At 60.2% G+C, this 15897-nt stretch carries 16 protein-coding genes; 7 read left to right on the top strand and 9 right to left on the bottom strand.

Annotated features, from left to right (window positions below; all coding sequences use genetic code 11):
- Window positions 1–19 precede the first annotated feature (19 nt).
- From DMO26_RS23455 to DMO26_RS33835, 3 genes are all read right to left on the bottom strand, one after another.
- Window positions 20–832: a lytic murein transglycosylase gene (locus DMO26_RS23455; protein ID WP_117194587.1), complete on the bottom strand. Its 813-nt coding sequence runs from the start codon at window positions 830–832 to the stop codon at window positions 20–22.
- 202 nt (window positions 833–1034) lie between these two features.
- The gene (locus tag DMO26_RS23450; protein WP_117194586.1) at window positions 1035–2069 is read right to left on the bottom strand and encodes an aspartate-semialdehyde dehydrogenase; all 1035 of its coding nucleotides are present in this window, start codon (window positions 2067–2069) and stop codon (window positions 1035–1037) included.
- Window positions 2070–2183: 114 nt separating this feature from the next.
- The gene (locus tag DMO26_RS33835; protein ID WP_162895033.1) at window positions 2184–2390 is read right to left on the bottom strand and encodes a hypothetical protein; all 207 of its coding nucleotides are present in this window, start codon (window positions 2388–2390) and stop codon (window positions 2184–2186) included.
- 184 nt (window positions 2391–2574) lie between these two features.
- On the opposite strand from DMO26_RS33835, the gene DMO26_RS23440 reads away from it, so the two are divergent.
- Window positions 2575–4272 (top strand): MFS transporter, encoded by a 1698-nt coding sequence (locus DMO26_RS23440; protein ID WP_117194584.1) that lies wholly within the window; start codon window positions 2575–2577, stop codon window positions 4270–4272.
- A gap of 112 nt (window positions 4273–4384) precedes the next feature.
- A complete protein-coding gene (locus tag DMO26_RS33830) occupies window positions 4385–4555 on the top strand; it encodes a hypothetical protein (RefSeq protein WP_162895038.1) in 171 nt (56 codons plus the stop codon).
- Window positions 4556–4652: 97 nt separating this feature from the next.
- On the opposite strand, the gene lpxE is transcribed toward DMO26_RS33830, so the two are convergent.
- The 5 genes from lpxE to DMO26_RS23415 all read right to left on the bottom strand — a co-directional run bounded on the left by lpxE (window position 4653) and on the right by DMO26_RS23415 (window position 8217).
- Complete coding sequence (gene lpxE, locus DMO26_RS23435; protein ID WP_117194583.1) at window positions 4653–5468, bottom strand: lipid A 1-phosphatase LpxE; 816 nt, start codon at window positions 5466–5468, stop codon at window positions 4653–4655.
- Window positions 5469–5607: 139 nt separating this feature from the next.
- Window positions 5608–6717 carry a 3-isopropylmalate dehydrogenase gene (gene leuB, locus DMO26_RS23430; protein WP_117194673.1) on the bottom strand — a complete coding sequence of 370 codons (1110 nt, stop codon included), beginning with the start codon at window positions 6715–6717 and terminating at the stop codon, window positions 5608–5610.
- Window positions 6718–6837: 120 nt separating this feature from the next.
- Window positions 6838–7227 carry a RidA family protein gene (locus DMO26_RS23425; RefSeq protein ID WP_117194582.1) on the bottom strand — a complete coding sequence of 130 codons (390 nt, stop codon included), beginning with the start codon at window positions 7225–7227 and terminating at the stop codon, window positions 6838–6840.
- A gap of 15 nt (window positions 7228–7242) precedes the next feature.
- A complete protein-coding gene (gene leuD / locus DMO26_RS23420) occupies window positions 7243–7848 on the bottom strand; it encodes a 3-isopropylmalate dehydratase small subunit (protein ID WP_117194581.1) in 606 nt (201 codons plus the stop codon).
- Window positions 7849–7989: 141 nt separating this feature from the next.
- Window positions 7990–8217, bottom strand: a complete 228-nt coding sequence (locus DMO26_RS23415) for a hypothetical protein (RefSeq protein ID WP_117194580.1) — start codon at window positions 8215–8217, stop codon at window positions 7990–7992.
- Window positions 8218–8326: 109 nt separating this feature from the next.
- Between DMO26_RS23415 and DMO26_RS23410 the strand changes: the two genes are divergently transcribed.
- Entirely contained in the window at window positions 8327–9229 is a 903-nt protein-coding gene (locus tag DMO26_RS23410; RefSeq protein ID WP_117194672.1) for an HpcH/HpaI aldolase/citrate lyase family protein, read from the top strand.
- A complete protein-coding gene (locus DMO26_RS23405; protein WP_117194579.1) occupies window positions 9226–9432 on the top strand; it encodes a DUF1737 domain-containing protein in 207 nt (68 codons plus the stop codon). Before DMO26_RS23410 ends, DMO26_RS23405 begins: the two co-directional genes overlap by 4 nt.
- 16 nt (window positions 9433–9448) lie before the next feature.
- Here DMO26_RS23405 and DMO26_RS23400 read toward each other — a convergent pair whose 3' ends face one another.
- On the bottom strand, window positions 9449–9886 hold the full coding sequence (locus DMO26_RS23400) for a metallopeptidase family protein (RefSeq protein WP_117194578.1): 438 nt from the start codon (window positions 9884–9886) through the stop codon (window positions 9449–9451).
- A gap of 172 nt (window positions 9887–10058) precedes the next feature.
- On the opposite strand from DMO26_RS23400, the gene DMO26_RS33825 reads away from it, so the two are divergent.
- From DMO26_RS33825 to DMO26_RS23390, 3 genes are read left to right on the top strand one after another with little or no spacing between them, the layout of a single operon-like run.
- Window positions 10059–10997 (top strand): ImuA family protein, encoded by a 939-nt coding sequence (locus DMO26_RS33825; RefSeq protein ID WP_162895037.1) that lies wholly within the window; start codon window positions 10059–10061, stop codon window positions 10995–10997.
- Complete coding sequence (locus tag DMO26_RS23395; RefSeq protein ID WP_404947079.1) at window positions 10909–12459, top strand: Y-family DNA polymerase; 1551 nt, start codon at window positions 10909–10911, stop codon at window positions 12457–12459. Before DMO26_RS33825 ends, DMO26_RS23395 begins: the two co-directional genes overlap by 89 nt.
- Window positions 12456–15893 (top strand): error-prone DNA polymerase, encoded by a 3438-nt coding sequence (locus DMO26_RS23390; RefSeq protein ID WP_117194576.1) that lies wholly within the window; start codon window positions 12456–12458, stop codon window positions 15891–15893. The genes DMO26_RS23395 and DMO26_RS23390 overlap by 4 nt, the downstream gene beginning before the upstream one ends.
- Window positions 15894–15897: the final 4 nt, after the last annotated feature.

Genomic DNA, 15897 nt, shown 5'->3' with positions numbered 1-15897 from the left:
CCGGTTGGTTTGATGCCGGTTATTGGCCGTCGATCTGGGCACCCATATAGGCGATGGCGCGCTGGTAGACGGTCGCGGCGTTCCAGCCCTGGATGGCGGCGAAATTCGGTTCGCCCGGCTGATAGCCTGCCCCTGCGCGCCAGCCATGCCCCTTCAGGAAGTTGGCGGTCGAGGCAAGCGCATCGGCGCGCGAGCGGACCATGTCGATATGGCCGTCGCCGTCGCCGTCGGCGCCGTAGCGGATGACGTTCAGCGGCAGGAACTGGGTCTGGCCGATCTCGCCATGGGCAGCGCCGCGGGCGGTGACGCTCAGATCACCGCGGGCGACGAGCTGAAGAGCCGCATAGAGCTGCTCGGTGAAATAGGCCGAGCGGCGGCAATCGTAAGCGAGGGTTGCGACAGCGGAAAGCGTGTGCTGGTCGCCCATGAAGCCGCCGAAACCGGTTTCCATGCCCCAGATCGCGATGATCGGACCGGCCGGAACGCCGAAACGGCGTTCGATCGATGCAAAGAGCTGGGCATTGCCTGACTTCATCGTCTTGCCGCGGGAAATGATGGCTGCCCCGCCGCGCTTCTTCATGAATTCGTCGAAGGAGAGCTTGAAGCTCTTCTGGCCCCGGTCGGCGCTGATCGTCGCGCGATTGTAGGAGACGTTTGCAAAGGCTTTTTCGACGACCGAAGGATTGATGCCGTTTGCCGGGGCGACCCGCTTGAACTCATCGATCCAACGGGCGAAGCCGGATGAGTCGTTGCCGCATTGAAGTGCAGCGAGGGCCGGAGTGGCCGTCAAGAAACCGGTTGCGATCAATCCTGCCAGCAAAATCTTCTTCATGCGGTCAAACCCGTCGTGCGTGCCGGATCGCTTGGTCGGAAGCGTCCGGATAATGTGCTTTCATTCGGCCTTATGGCGGCGGTTGCAAACATTCGCAACTCACCCGTTCATGAATAGTTCGTGAGTGAAGGTGATTCGAAAGAAAACCCCGCCATTTCTGACGAGGCTTCTATCGGAACATGCTTAATAAATTTATTATTTATCACGCAGCCAGCTTGCGCGGCTTGATCAGGCCGCGATTGACGAGCAGTTCGGCGATCTGGACTGCGTTGAGCGCCGCACCCTTGCGCAGATTGTCCGAGACGACCCACATGTTGAGGCCGTTTTCCACCGTCGCATCCTCGCGGATACGCGAAATGTAAGTGGCATCCTCGCCGGCGCATTCGTAAGGCGTGATGTAGCCGCCGTTCTCGTGCTTGTCGATGACGAGGCAGCCTGGAGCCTCGCGCAGGATGTCGCGGGCCTGGTCGGCGGTGATCTCGTTCTCGAACTCGATATTGACCGATTCCGAATGGCCGATGAAGACGGGCACGCGCACGGCGGTGCAGGTCACCTTGATCTTCGGGTCGAGCATCTTCTTGGTTTCGGCGAGAACCTTCCACTCTTCCTTCGTGTAGCCGTCTTCCATGAAGCTATCGATATGTGGGATGACGTTGAAGGCGATGCGCTTGGTGAACTTCTTCGATTCGACCGGATCGGCGACGAAAACGGCGCGGGTCTGGGTGAAAAGTTCGTCCATGCCTTCCTTGCCGGCGCCGGAGACGGACTGGTAGGTGGAGACGACCACGCGCTTGATTCTCGCGACGTCATGCAGCGGCTTCAGGGCGACGACGAGCTGGGCGGTCGAGCAATTCGGATTGGCGATGATATTCCGCTTGGTGAAGCCGGAGACCGCATCCGGGTTCACTTCCGGAACGATCAGCGGGACGTCCTGGTCGTAACGCCAGGCGGAAGAGTTGTCGATGACGACGCAGCCCTGCGCGCCGATCTTAGGGGACCACTTCTTGGAGACCTCGCCTCCGGCCGACATCAGGCAGATGTCCGTGTCGGAAAAATCATAGTTTTCGAGGTTGGAAACCTTCAGCGTCTTGTCGCCGAAGGAGACTTCAGTGCCCTGAGAACGAGCGGAAGCCAGTGCCACCACCTCGTCGACCGGAAAACCGCGCTCCGAAAGGATGGTCAGCATTTCCCTGCCGACATTGCCGGTTGCACCGGCGACTGCGATCTTGAAACCCATTTTCTTGCTCTCTTTCTGTCTCTCCTCGGTGTGGTGAGGGGAAAGCCGCGCCTTGCCGGTCGCGGTATTCCTTGTCCCCGGCCTAACCGGGGAGAGAGCGGCGGGCCAGAGACGTCAGACGGTTTTCGTCGTCGTTTTGGCCTTGGTGTTGGAGAAAGCGGCAAAACATGCCCGTTGCCCGGCCTCGATGGCCGGCAGTGCGGAGGCAGCGATTTCGACTTCGCAGGCACGCATGGGTGTTTTCCCGTTCGCAAGCTGTTTAGAAGATTTTTCGGACGAGTCAAGTGAAGCCCGCGGCGTATTGCAGCGCACCACCATCATGCCGCGTTGCAGCGGTCTGCCTGCACGGCCTGCGTGATATTAGACGAAAGTCATAATCCCAAAGCATCTCTCTGCTTGTCGCGCGAATTCTGCCAATCTGCGACAATGCGTCGCCATCTTCCGCATCCAGGAGGGACGGGTATGGAGGCTGGCGCGTGAGTTTCATCTTGTTGGGAGGACGACAATGGCAAATGTCGCAACGGCGACTGACTCCAGAACCAAGCCGATGACGGCCGAGGAGCGGAAGGTGATTATCGCCTCCTCGCTCGGCACCGTCTTCGAATGGTACGATTTCTATCTTTACGGAACGCTGGCTGCGATCATCGGCAAGCAGTTCTTTTCTCAGTTCCCGCCGGCAACGCAGGCGATCTTCGCGCTGTTGACCTTTGCCGCCGGCTTCCTTGTCCGCCCCTTCGGCGCGCTGGTTTTCGGCCGCCTCGGCGATCTCGTCGGCCGCAAATACACCTTCCTTCTCACCATCTTGATCATGGGCCTGTCGACCTTCGCGGTCGGCCTTCTGCCGAGCTATGATCAGATCGGCGTCGCCGCACCCATCATTCTCGTCGCGCTACGCATGGCTCAGGGTCTGGCGCTCGGCGGTGAATATGGCGGCGCGGTGGTTTATGTCGCCGAACATTCGCCCCGCAACAGGCGAGGTTTCTACACGGCCTGGATTCAGACCACGGCCACGATGGGCCTGCTGCTGTCGCTTTTCGTCATCGTGACCTTGCGCATCAATCTCGGTGAGGAAGCGTTCCAGACTACGCAGAATATCTTCTTCGGCCTCAAGGGTGGATGGCGTATTCCCTTCCTGCTGTCGATCATCCTGCTCATCATCTCGATCTACATTCGCCTGCAGATGAATGAATCACCACTCTTCAAGAAGATGAAGGAAGAGGGTACCCAGTCCAAGGCGCCGCTGTCGGAAGCTTTCGGCAACTGGGCGAACGGCAAGATCGTGCTGATCGCGTTGTGCGGTCTCGTGATCGGCCAGGCGGTGGTCTGGTATACGGGGCAGTTCTATGCGCTGTTCTTCCTGCAGACCGTTCTGAAGATCGATCTGCTGACGGCCAACGTGCTGATCGCTTGGGCGTTGATCATCGCAACACCCTTCTTCCTGGTGTTCGGCTCTCTTTCTGACCGGATCGGAAGAAAGCCGGTGATCCTGGCGGGCTGCCTTATCGCGGCAGCAACTTACTTCCCGCTGTTCGGCGCCCTGACATCGGCGGCCAACCCGACCTATGCCCGGGCGATCGAAACCGTTAAGGCCGAGGTCAGGGCCGATCCCGCCACCTGCGGTTCCCTGTTCGACCCGGTCGGCATCCGCACCTTCACGTCGCCTTGCGACGTGATGCGCCGCACCATGTCAAATCAGGCTTTCCGCTACACGCAGGTGGACGCACCTGCCGGCTCTCCGACACAACTCGTCATCAATGGCGGAGCGCCGATAACCTTCACCGACGCTGCGGCTTTCAATGCGGCGCTCGGCCCGGCTATGATTGCGGCTGGCTATCCGGCGGCAAACGACCCGGCCAAGGTCAAGGTCAACGGCTTCTTCTCCGCCTTGGCCAACGGTCAGTCGTTGACGATCATTGCGATCCTGACGATCATGGTGATCTACGTCACCATCGTCTACGGCCCGATCGCTGCAGCACTGGTCGAGTTCTTCCCGACCCGCATCCGCTATACGGCCATGTCCCTGCCTTACCACATCGGTAACGGCTGGTTCGGCGGCCTCCTGCCGGCCACTTCCTTCGCGATCGTCGCCTCCACCGGCGATATTTTCGCAGGGCTTTGGTACCCCGTCCTGTTCGCGCTTATGACGGTCGCCATCGGCCTGTTGTTCGTCCGCGAGAGACGGGACGTCGATCTCGCTCACTGAGGCAAGATCAGTGGATAAAAAGGAGCCCGGCCGATGTGCCGGGCTCTTATTTTGAAGGTTCTTGTGGCGAAGTCCATCGCTCGTAGAGGCCAGGGCGCGCGCGGGGCTGATAATGCGCTTCAACAGGTTCACGGCAAGCCCCAAGCCCGCAATGGCAATGAGCGCAGCCGCCGGCAATATCTACTACGGCCTCTGGTATCCGATCGTCTTTGAAGTGATCACCCTGGTGATCGGTGTTCTGTTCCTTCCGGAAACCAAGGATCGCGACATCCAGGCCGAATAGGGACACGCGGATAAGGCAGGCCAGGTAGAGGTTTCGTCCCCGCCAAGAATTGAAAAAGCCCGGCGCAGGGCACTGCGCCGGGCATTCTTATATCCGATCACTCGACCGTTTTATTCTTCTCCCGCGTCGATGGCATGCCGCGCGGCGGAAAGGGCCGATTCACCCAATCGGGGTGGCCGACGAGCGGAATTGGATGGCGCAGGACCGGCCAGCCGTCCGGTTCCTGCCGGAAGAGCAGTCCGTAGCGGGAAAAGACGATCGCCGTGACGACCGAAAACCAGGCGCCGAAGGCAAGTCCGGCGATGACGTCGCTCGGATAGTGGGCGCCGACGATGACTCGCGAGAAACCGAGCCAAAGGCTCATAATGAGGAAAAGCAGGCGATAGGGCGGTGCGAGCAGGGCCATCACCATCATCAGCGCGCCGACCGTCGTGGCGTGGCCGGATGGAAAACTCTCGAACCGGGCGCCCGAAAACGGATTGAAGCCGTGCGAAGTCCATTGCTCGTAAAGGCCGGGGCGGGCGCGGCCGATCGCCCGCTTGATGAGGTTGGCGGCGAGGCCCGATCCGGCGACGGACACGAAAACGTAGAAAGCCATGTGACTGACCAGCATGGCCTGGAAGCGCGCCTTCAGCGTCGGCGCCAGACGGATGACGGCCAGAGCCTCGAAGAACAGTATAGCGCTGGCGAACAGGATCCAGCCGGATTTGCCGAGGTCGGTGATCGTTTCGCCGAAAGGCTTGAGGAGATTGGGCGTGTGAGCGGCGTAGGAACCGACCGGGGCATCGAGAAGAAAGAAGGCGATCAGGACCAGGTTGATCGTGACAAACGCGCAAGGCCACCAGCGGGGTGCGGGGGGCGCTGCATGATAGCGGCTGCGGCGAAGTTTCAGCTTTTCGATCGTGCGTTTCATCGGCCTCTATCCGTGGCGCGGAATGGATCCGGGGTGCTTCTCCCACAGAATTGCCGATATGGGTAGTGGAATGCGGAAGACCAAATGGCGAGGGCCCTCCACCTGCGGTAGAAGGCCCGGATCGGAAATCATGGGAAGATCAGGCCGAGAGGCTTGCGAATTCCTTGAGGATGGCATCGCCCATCTCGGCGGTGCCGACCTGGCGTGCGCCCTGAGCCATGATGTCGCCGGTGCGGATGCCCTGGTCGAGCACGTTGGCGATCGCCTTTTCCAAGTTGTCGGCTTCCTTCACCATGTTGAAAGAATAACGCAGGCACATGGCGAAAGAGGCGATCATGGCGATCGGGTTGGCTATGCCCTTGCCGGAAATATCCGGCGCCGAGCCATGAACCGGCTCGTAGAGCGCCTTGCGCTTGCCGGTCTTGGCATCCGGGGCGCCGAGCGAGGCCGACGGCAGCATGCCGAGCGAACCGGTCAGCATGGCGGCGACGTCGGAGAGCATGTCGCCGAACAGGTTGTCCGTGACGATGACGTCGAACTGCTTGGGCGCACGAACCAACTGCATGCCGCCGGCGTCGGCCAGCATGTGTTCGAGCTTGACGTCGGAATATTTCGCCTTGTGCGTCTCGGTGACCACCTGGTTCCAGAGCACGCCGGATTTCATGACGTTGCGTTTTTCCATCGAGCAGACGGCATTTTTGCGGGTGCGGGCAAGCTCGAAGGCGACGCCGGCGATGCGCTCGATCTCGTAGGTATCGTAAACCTGGGTGTCGATGCCGCGCTTCTGGCCGTTGCCGAGGTCGATGATCTCCTTCGGTTCGCCGAAATAAACGCCGCCGGTCAATTCGCGGACGATCAGGATGTCGAGACCTTCGACCAGTTCCGGCTTCAGCGAGGAGGCGGACGCGAGCGCCGGATAGCAGATGGCGGGGCGCAGGTTCGCGAAGAGCTCCATGTCCTTGCGCAGGCGCAGCAGGCCGGCTTCCGGACGTACTTCGTAAGGGACATGATCCCATTTCGGACCGCCGACGGCACCGAACAGAACCGCATCCGCCTTCATGGCCTTGGCCATGTCCTCTTCAGAAATGGCAGCACCATGCGCATCATAGGCGCAGCCGCCGACCAGGCCTTCGTCGAGCACGAAATCGGCCTTCATGGCGTCGTTCATATAGGCGATGATCTTGCGGACTTCGCCCATGGCTTCGGGGCCGATGCCGTCACCGGGGAGGAGGAAGAGGTTCTTTGCCATATTGTCGGTGTCCTTGCGGTTTTTGCAGGGCGGTTTTTGCAGGCCCACCGTCCCCCGCACGGTGTTACCGTGCCTGATGAACCTCGTCCGAGCCTGCCAGAGGACGAGGCTGGAAAGGTTTTAAGAGCTGCCGGCGCCGATGCGGGCCGTCACTTCGATCTCGATCTTCATTTCCGGGGTGGTGAGCCCGCAGACAACCATGGTCGCGGCCGGCCGGATCTCGGAGAAGGTCTCGCCGAGAACCTCGACCACCGCATCGTAATCGGCCATATCGACGAGGTAATAACGCACGCGAAGGACGTCCTGTAGGCCGCTGCCGGCCTCCTTCAGCGCCTTTTCGATCGTACCGAGGGCATTGCGCGTCTGGGCAGCGACGTCACCCGGCATTTCCATCTTCGCATAGTCGTAGCCGGTGGTGCCGGAAACATAGACCATATCGCGATCCACCACGGCGCGCGAATAACCGATCCGCGCTTCGAAGGGCGATCCGGAAGAAATACGCGTGACCATCAGGCCCTCTTCGTTTCAGAGCCAGGGGCGGTCGGCGCGATTCTTGTTCTCGAAGCTCGAAATAGCAGCGTCGCTCTTCAGCGTCGAAGCGATGTCGTCGAGGCCTTCGAGCAGGATGTGACGGCGGCCGGGATCGATGTCGAAATGGATCGAACCGCCATCCGGACCGGTGATTTCCTGGGCTTCCAGATCGATCGAAAGGATGGCGTTCGAGCCGCGCTCGGCATCGTCCATCAGCTTTTCGAGGTCTTCCGGGCCAACCACAATCGGCAGGATGCCGTTCTTGAAACAGTTGTTGTAGAAGATATCGGCGAAGCTGGTAGAGATCACGCAGCGGATGCCGAAATCGAGCAGCGCCCAGGGAGCATGCTCGCGGGAAGAGCCGCAGCCGAAATTGTCGCCCGCAACCAGGATCTTGGCGTTGCGATAGGCCGGCTTGTTCAGCACGAAATCGGGATTTTCCGAACCGTCGTCCCTGTAGCGGGCTTCCGAGAAAAGACCCTTGCCGAGACCGGTGCGTTTGATGGTCTTGAGGTAGTCCTTCGGAATGATCATGTCCGTGTCGATATTGATGACCGGAAGCGGCGCGGCGACGCCGGTGAGCTTGGTGAACTTTTCCATGATCTGCCTCCACGTGGGACTGAATACGCGGAAGCTGCCATAAAGCAAATCAGCGAGGATTTGAAGGGCTGTTTACCGTGAACCGGTACGCCCAAGTGCCGGAAACCGCCGCTTTGAGGCCTGCCCGACGGGTTTTCCCGGTTAGAGGTCGATGATCGTGCCGCGACCGTCGTTCCACACGCGCATTTCGCGCTTGCCCGTCTTCGCCCGCACCGGAACCGGCTTGAGGCGCGCCGAAAGCGCACGACCGATCGAAAGAATGGCGAGGATGCCGGCAAAGGCGACGGTCAGAGAGGCTGTCAGGAGCGCTGCCATGGCGAGCACGGCAATTGCCGAAACGATGACGAAGAATGCGCGTATGTTTTGCATGGTCTATACCTTTCTCGTCAAGGAATGTGGGCCTTTCCGCCCTTTCTTGCAAGGGGGTTTTGCAAAGCACCATATTGCCGCAGACCAAAAAGATTGGCAGAAAGCGCCGATGACCGCTTTGACCGACATCAAACTTGCCTCGCTGGCCGTGCGGCGCTCGGTTCTGAGCGTTCCAGCCGCCAACCCGAGGGCTTTGGAGAAGGTTCCGGGCCTCGATTGCGATGCGGTGATTCTCGATCTGGAGGATTCAGTCGCATTGGAGAAGAAGGCCGAGGCGCGTGACAACCTGCGCCGGCTGTTCGAGGACAGTCCGCTGAGGAACCGGGAGACGATCATCCGCATCAACCCGCTGAAGAGCGAATTCGGCAGGGCGGACATGGATCTCGTCCTCGATGTCTCGCCGGATGTGGTGCTGATTCCCAAGGTGGAGCATGTTTCCGAGATCCAGGCGGTGGCGGATATCTTCTCGGAAGCCGGCGCGCCGGACACGCTTGCTATCTGGGCGATGATAGAGACGCCGAAGGGGATCCTGAATGCGCCGATGATCGCCAGGGCGGACGAACGGCTCAAATGCTTCGTGGTCGGGCTCAACGATCTGCGCAAGGAGACCGGCGTTCTGCCGCAGCCCGGCCGGGCCTATCTGGTGCCTTGGCTGATGCAGGTCGTGCTTGCCGGCCGCGCCCATGGCGTCGATGTGATCGACAGCGTCTTCAACGATTTCAAGGATGCGGACGCTTTCGAGGCCGAATGCGCGCAGGGCCGCGCCATGGGCTTTTCCGGCAAGATGCTGATTCATCCGGCGCAGATCGAGCCTGCCAACCGCCATTTCGGCCCGGATCTCCAGGCGATCGAGAACGCGGAAGCGGTCATTGCCGCCTTCGCCCGGCCGGAGGCGCAATCGCTCAACGTCATCAATCTCGGCGGCAGGATGGTCGAGCGACTCCATCTCGTCGAGGCGGAAAAGCTTGTCGCAGCCGCACGTATCATCGCAGACAGAAAGAAAACCTCATGAAGCTCTACCGCTTTCTCACCGGTCCGGACGACGCCTCCTTCTGCCACAAGGTCTCGCTTGCGCTCAGCAAAGGCTGGGAACTGCACGGCTCGCCGACCTATGCCTTCAATGCCACGACCGGCGAGATGCAATGCGGCCAGGCGGTGACCAAGACCGTGCACGGCAGGGACTACGATCCCGAGATGAAGCTCGGCGAGCAGTAAACCCCGATAGCAGAGTTCAGCGCTGGGCCGCCTCCTCGGCGCTGGCCTCGATCCGTTCCATGTCGTCGTCGCTCAGGCCGAAATGGTGGCCGATCTCATGGATCAACACGTGGGTGATGATGTCGCCCAGCGTTTCCTCGTTTTCTGCCCAGTAGTCGAGGATAGGGCGGCGGTAGAGGCGGATCCGGTTGGGCAACTCGCCCGTTTCCATGTTGAAGCGTTCGGAAATGCCGCGGCCTTCGAAGAGGCCGAGCAGGTCGAAGGGCGTCTCCAGCGCCATGTCCTCGAACACCTCGTCGTCCGGAAAGTCCTCGATCTCGATGGTCAGGTTGGTGGTGAGCGCCCTGAACTCTTCCGGCAGATGGCCGTAAGCTTCGATCGCCAGCGACTCGAATGTGCTGATCGTCGGCGCGTGGCGATCCTGCCAATCGTCGGTCTGGTCAATGCGGGCCATGGGCTCTCCTTCTTGTCAGGCGGATATAATGCCTTTGGCGATATTTTTCGAGAGAAGAATCATCGGCCTAGATGGAGAGGAAAAGATTCCTTCGGTTCGCCTGTTGACTCTTTTAGAGCCCTCTGGAATCCATAGGAACATAAAGTGAACATATGCAGATGGAGCTGACGCCATGGCCGGGAACGCCACGGCGCAGGAGAAGCTTTTTGCCCTGCGCGAACAGATCGCCAGACTGGAAGGGAAGTCCCTGCCGGGATTGACTGCGGCGAAGCGGGAGGAAGCTGCCGTACATCCCGAGCATGAAAAGGCAAAGAGCAGCCAGTTTCGCCTCGCTTTGGGCGTTCCGTCGATGGATTTAGCTCTGGAAGGCGGCCTTCCCCTGGACGGCATCACCGAAATCCGCTCGCGCCTCATGGGGGATGCCGGCGCTGCAAGCGGCTTTATCCTGTCGCTCGCAGCCCATCTCAAGATCCGGCAACCGGATAAGGCGCCGGTTCTCTGGATCAGCGATGTCGTTTCCGGCCAGGAAGCCGGCCTTCCCTATTCCGTCGGCCTCAGGCAATTCGGATTGAGCCCGCAGAATATTCTCTACGCGTCGCCGCGCAAGCTGGACGATGCCTTGTGGCTGGCGGAAAACGCAGTGGCGAGCGGGGCTTTTTCCGCCACCATTCTCGAAATCCGGGGCAACCTGAGGCATTTCGGCCTAACCGAAAGCCGCAGGCTCGGTCTCAGGGCAAAGGCGGCGCAGAGACCGCTCTTTCTGTTGCGACATGCGGGAAAGGAGGAGGCGAGCAGCGCTTCCTTCCGCTTCCTCGTTGAACCGGCACCGGCTGCCGGCCGGCGCCTTCCGGATGGGTCCCTGCTTGGCGGCAGCATCGGCCATTCCGTCTTTCGGCTCACCCTGGAGAAGAGCCGAAATCCGGCTCCCCTCTCCTTTCTTCTGGAATGGAACCTCCATGACCGTCAATTTTCCCTTGCCCGAGACGCAGGAGAGACTTTCTCTTCCCGCAAGGAGCCAGCGCATCCTGGCCCTCGCCTTCCCGCACCTGTCGACCGACAGGATCGCACGCCGGTTGTGGGGACCGTCGTGGCGCTCGAAAGGGCGTCCTGAACATCCGCCGATCCTGTGTGCGGGCCGGCGCGAGAATGCCATGCGGCTCACCGCGCTCGATGAGATTTGCGAAGGTCTCGGCTTGAAGCGGGGACAGGGATTGGCGGAAGCGCGCGCCATGTTTCCGAATATTGATGTAGCGGATGAGGATGGAGCCGCAGACCGGGCGCTTATCGAGGCGATTGCCGACTGGTGCGATCGCTACACCCCGCTTGTCGCGCTGGATGGCGGCGAAGGCCTGTTTCTCGACATTACCGGCTGTGCACATCTCTTCGGCGGCGAGGAGGCTCTGCTGAAGGATGTGCTCGCCCGGCTCCTGCAGATGGGATTCGATGTCAAAGGAGCGATTTCTTCGTCGCCGGGTCTTTCCTGGGCGATCTGTCGTTTCGGCCGGGGTGGCGTGATATCGGGCGAGAGAATGGAGGAAGCGCTGATCTCGCTGCCGGTCAATGCCTTGCGTCTGGAAGAGGAAACGGTCGCCTCGCTCTGCAAGCTTGGGCTAAGGCGGGTTGGGGATCTCCTCCACCTGCCGCGGGCGTCGCTCGCCCGCCGGTTCGGGACACGGCTTTTGCTGCGGCTCGATCAGGCACGAGGTGCAAATGAAGAAGCGATTTCTCCACGCCGGCCGGTGGCGGCGCTTTCTGCCGAGCGCAAGCTGGCCGAGCCGATCCAGGCGGAAGATGGTATCCTTCAATTGACTGGTCAGATCGCGTATTCGCTGAAGCCGGGCCTGGAGGCGCGCGGCGCCGGCGGGCGGGTTTTCGAACTGGTCCTGTTCCGGGTCGATGGCCGAGTTTTTCGCATAACAGCCGGCGCCTCGCAGCCCCTTCGCGATCCGAGCCGGATTTCCGCACTGTTTTCGGAGCGCCTGAATGCAGTGCATGACGATTTCGATGCGGGTTTCGGTTTTGAGCTCCTGCGCCTCAACGTGCTGCAATACGACGCCTTCGAGATCTCGCAGGATGATTTCACCGGCAATGGCAGGGGTGAAATTTCACTCGCCGATTTTGTCGACCGGGTATCGGCGCGGCTCGGAGTAGACTGTCTCAGGATTGCCGAGCCGAAACAGAGCCATCTCCCCGAGCGCGCCGAGGTTTTCGTGCCGGCGATCATGGCGCGGCCCGTCCAGAGAAAGGTCGAGGAGATTTTCGCCTTCGCGCCGAGGAGCGAGCGGCCTTTGCGGCTCTTCCGTCATCCGGAGCCCGTGGAAGCTTTCGCCGCAACGGTGCCGGATGGGCCGCCGCAACGCTTTCGCTGGCGTCGTCTCGTCCACGAGGTCGTCCGTGCCGAGGGGCCGGAACGGATTGCGCCGGAATGGTGGCTGGATGGACAGGATGGCGAGGAGCGGGACTATTTCCGTCTCGAGAGCAATACGGGCCGCCGCTTCTGGATCTTTCGTCAGGGCCATTACGACGCCGGAAAGGTCCCGCCGACCTGGCACATGCACGGTATTTTCTCATGAAGCCCGTTCCTGCCTTTTTCGAGATCGGCGCCAAGACCAATTTCTCTTTCTTGGAAGGAGCCGCGAAGCCGGAGGAGATGGTGTTGACCGCCAGTATTCTGGGTCTCTCCGGTCTTGGCATTGCCGATCGAAATTCGGTCGCGGGCGTGGTGAGAGCGCACGCCCAGGTGCGAAATATGCAGGAGACATGGGACCGGCAGGAATGGGGCGAGAAAAAGGAAGGCGAAGAGGATGCCATCCGCCCTTGCGCCTTTTATCCTGGCGCGCGGCTCGTCTTTTCCGATGATACGCCGGATGTTCTTGCTTATCCGGAGAATCGAAAAGGCTGGGCCAATCTCTGCCGTCTGCTGAGCCGCGGAAATCTCAGGACGGAGAAAGGTTCCTGCATTCTGGAAGAGTGGGATTTGCTGGAATGGTGCGACGAGATGATGCTCGCCGTGGTTCCGGATTTTTCCCGGGTAGAAGAAGCAGGCTATCAACAGCATTTGGAAGAACGTCTTGGCCGTTATCGGGAACGGTTCGGCAGAAAGGTTCATGTCGCGATATCGCCGACTTACGACGGGCGTGATACGTTTGTTTTCGCATCGCTTGCGCAGATCGCTGCGCGCAATCGCCTGTCTCTGGTCGCGACCAATCTGCCTCTCTTCCATCTTCCTTACCGGAGATCCCTGTCCGATGTCGTGACCGCGATCCGGGAGCATGTGACGGTCCAGGAAGCGGGCTTTCACCTTGCTCCCAACGGCGAGCGACATATCAAGCAGGCTGGTGAAATGGCACGGCTTTTTCATGCCTATCCGGATGCGATCACCAATACGGAGCGGTTTTTCAGTCGGCTGCGGTTCTCCCTCGACGAACTGGGGCACAACTATCCGGACGAGAGTGTTCCAGGGGAGAGCATTTCCGAAACCCTGGAGCGGCTTACCTGGGAAGGAGCAAGGCGCCGATATCCTGGCAAGATACCCGCCAAGGTTTCCGAACAGGTCAGATATGAGCTCGATCTTATCAAGGAGATGAATTACGAGCCCTATTTCCTGACGGTACGCCATATCGTCTGGCATGCCCGGGACGTGTTGAAAATCCTATGCCAGGGACGCGGGTCGGCGGCCAATTCCACCGTCTGTTATTGCCTCGGCATCACCGAGGTCGATCCCACCTTCACGACCCTCCTCTTCGAGCGGTTCATTTCGACGGAGCGGAACGAGCCGCCGGATATCGATGTCGATTTCGAACACGCCCGGCGCGAGGAGGTCATCCAGTATATCTATCAGCATTACGGTTACCGGCATGCGGGATTGACCGCGGCGGTCACCAGCTATCGGACCCGCATGGCCGGCCGCGAGGTGGCCAAGGTTTTCGGCCTTTCCGAAGACGTGCAAGCCGCGCTTTCCAGCACCGTCTGGGGATGGTCGGAAGAGGGGCTTTCGGAGCGGGAAGCGAAGGTGGCAGGCCTGAACGCGGAGGACCCCACCACGAAAAAAGTCATTGCCCATGCGAAGGAACTCATGGGTTTTCCGCGGCACCTTACCCAGCATGTCGGAGGTTTCCTGATCACCCGCGACCGGCTCGACGAAGTCGTGCCAATCATGAAAACGGCGATGCCCGGCCGCTACATGGTCGAATGGGACAAGGACGATCTCGATATCCTGAAGCTCCTGAAGATCGACGTGCTGGCGCTCGGCATGCTGACCTGCCTGAAGAAGGCGTTTGAACTTATGCAACGGCATTATCAGCGGGAAGAAACGCTGGCCGGGCTTCTTCAGGATCAGCAGGATGCGGTCTACGACATGGTCTGCCGGGCCGATACGATCGGGGTCTTCCAGATCGAAAGCCGGGCGCAGATGAGCATGTTGCCGCGGCTTCGGCCAAGAAAGTTTTACGATCTCGTCGTCGAGGTAGCCATCGTGCGTCCAGGGCCGATCCAGGGAAACATGGTTCATCCCTATCTGAAACGGCGGGAGGAGGCCCGAAGAGGTATTCCCGCCCGGTATCCCAGTCCTGAACTTGAAGAGGTTCTGAAACGGACCCTGGGCGTTCCTCTCTTCCAGGAGCAGGCGATGCAGATCGCCATCACCGGCGCCAATTTTCCCCCTGAAAAAGCCGATAGGCTGCGCCGATCGATGGCGACCTTCAAGCGTTCGGGACGAGTGGAGGAGTTCAGGCGCGATTTCATCAACGGAATGCTGGAGAACAAGTATTCCCGGGAGTTCGCCGAGAGCTGTTTCAGCCAGATCGAGGGTTTTGCCGAGTATGGGTTTCCGGAAAGCCATGCGGCATCATTCGCACTGTTGGTCTACGTCTCCTCATGGATCAAGGCCTATTATCCGGATGTTTTCTGCACGGCGATGCTGAACTCCCAGCCCATGGGATTTTATGCGCCGGCGCAGCTTATTCGGGACGCGCGGGAGCATGGCGTGCGGGTCCTCCCCGTCGACGTCAACAGATCGGAATGGGACTGCACTCTGGAGAGAACGGTTTTCGACGGGCAGTCGATCGACGGGCGCCATCAATCCATGCGGGACGTGATCAGGACGCAATATGCCGTCCGGCTGGGTTTTCGGCAGGTCAAGGGCCTTGCCGAGAAGAACATGATTGAAAAGCTCATCGCCCATCGTGGAGCGGGTTATGCGTCCGTTCATGATCTCTGGGTGAGGTCCGGCCTCGACAGAACGGATATCGAACGGCTTGCGGATGCCGACGGCTTCAATTCCATGGGACTTGGCCGTCGCGAGGCGCTGTGGGCAGTCAGGGGACTGGATATCAGGAATGCGACCGAAAAATTGACTTTATTCGATGTGGCCGACCGTACGGATCTCAGACCCGAGGCGAAGGCTGCGCTCCCGCAGATGTTGCCCGGCGAAGAGGTGATCGAGGATTACCGATATCTCTCACTGTCGCTCAAGGCCCATCCCGTCTCCTTCCTGCGGGAGGAGTTCCGGAAGATGGGCATCACGCGCAGCGTCGATCTGCTGACGGTCGGGAACGGGCGGAGGGTGACGATCGGAGGAATCGTCCTCGTACGACAGCGCCCGGGTTCGGCGAGAGGGGTGATCTTCATGACGCTGGAGGATGAGACAGGTGTTGCCAATGCAATCGTCTGGCCAAAAATCTTCGAGCGTTTCCGGCCGATCGTCATGGGCGCAAGATTGGTGAAGATCCGCGGGAGGCTGCAAAGCCAGAGCGGGGTCATTCACACGGTCGTAGAGCATATAGAGGATATTACACCCATGCTGGGCCTGCTTCAGAAGGAGGCGAGACATTTCGGCGTGTCGCGGCGTGCGGACGAGGCATTGCAATCGAGCGGCGACCACCGGCAGAAAGGGCGCTTCACCATGAAGGAGGAAGAGGGCTCCCGCTGCAAGGACGAGGTGATGATCCCGGGTTCCCATGCGGCCGAACCTGGGGATGTCATGCCAAAAGGTCGGAACTTTCATTGAAACT

The sequence above is a fragment of the Rhizobium terrae genome (assembly GCF_003425685.1).
Lineage (GTDB): Bacteria > Pseudomonadota > Alphaproteobacteria > Rhizobiales > Rhizobiaceae > Neorhizobium > Neorhizobium terrae.
Note: the sequence above shows the minus strand (reverse complement) of the source record. Positions and strands in the feature narration are given on the sequence as shown.

Bases quoted from the DNA above. Each gene is read 5' to 3' on its own strand.
- DMO26_RS23400 (WP_117194578.1), bottom strand. From the start codon at position 9,886: ATGGCCCGCATTGACCAGACCGACGATTGGCAGGATCGCCACGCGCCG.
- DMO26_RS23410 (WP_117194672.1), top strand. From the start codon at position 8,327: ATGACCGCTTTGACCGACATCAAACTTGCCTCGCTGGCCGTGCGGCGC.
- lpxE (WP_117194583.1), bottom strand. From the start codon at position 5,468: ATGAAACGCACGATCGAAAAGCTGAAACTTCGCCGCAGCCGCTATCAT.
- leuB (WP_117194673.1), bottom strand. From the start codon at position 6,717: ATGGCAAAGAACCTCTTCCTCCTCCCCGGTGACGGCATCGGCCCCGAA.
- DMO26_RS23415 (WP_117194580.1), bottom strand. From the start codon at position 8,217: ATGCAAAACATACGCGCATTCTTCGTCATCGTTTCGGCAATTGCCGTG.
- DMO26_RS23425 (WP_117194582.1), bottom strand. From the start codon at position 7,227: ATGGTCACGCGTATTTCTTCCGGATCGCCCTTCGAAGCGCGGATCGGT.
- DMO26_RS33835 (WP_162895033.1), bottom strand. From the start codon at position 2,390: ATGATGGTGGTGCGCTGCAATACGCCGCGGGCTTCACTTGACTCGTCC.
- DMO26_RS33830 (WP_162895038.1), top strand. From the start codon at position 4,385: ATGCGCTTCAACAGGTTCACGGCAAGCCCCAAGCCCGCAATGGCAATG.
- DMO26_RS33825 (WP_162895037.1), top strand. From the start codon at position 10,059: ATGGCCGGGAACGCCACGGCGCAGGAGAAGCTTTTTGCCCTGCGCGAA.
- leuD (WP_117194581.1), bottom strand. From the start codon at position 7,848: ATGGAAAAGTTCACCAAGCTCACCGGCGTCGCCGCGCCGCTTCCGGTC.
- DMO26_RS23455 (WP_117194587.1), bottom strand. From the start codon at position 832: ATGAAGAAGATTTTGCTGGCAGGATTGATCGCAACCGGTTTCTTGACG.
- DMO26_RS23390 (WP_117194576.1), top strand. From the start codon at position 12,456: ATGAAGCCCGTTCCTGCCTTTTTCGAGATCGGCGCCAAGACCAATTTC.
- DMO26_RS23405 (WP_117194579.1), top strand. From the start codon at position 9,226: ATGAAGCTCTACCGCTTTCTCACCGGTCCGGACGACGCCTCCTTCTGC.
- DMO26_RS23440 (WP_117194584.1), top strand. From the start codon at position 2,575: ATGGCAAATGTCGCAACGGCGACTGACTCCAGAACCAAGCCGATGACG.
- DMO26_RS23450 (WP_117194586.1), bottom strand. From the start codon at position 2,069: ATGGGTTTCAAGATCGCAGTCGCCGGTGCAACCGGCAATGTCGGCAGG.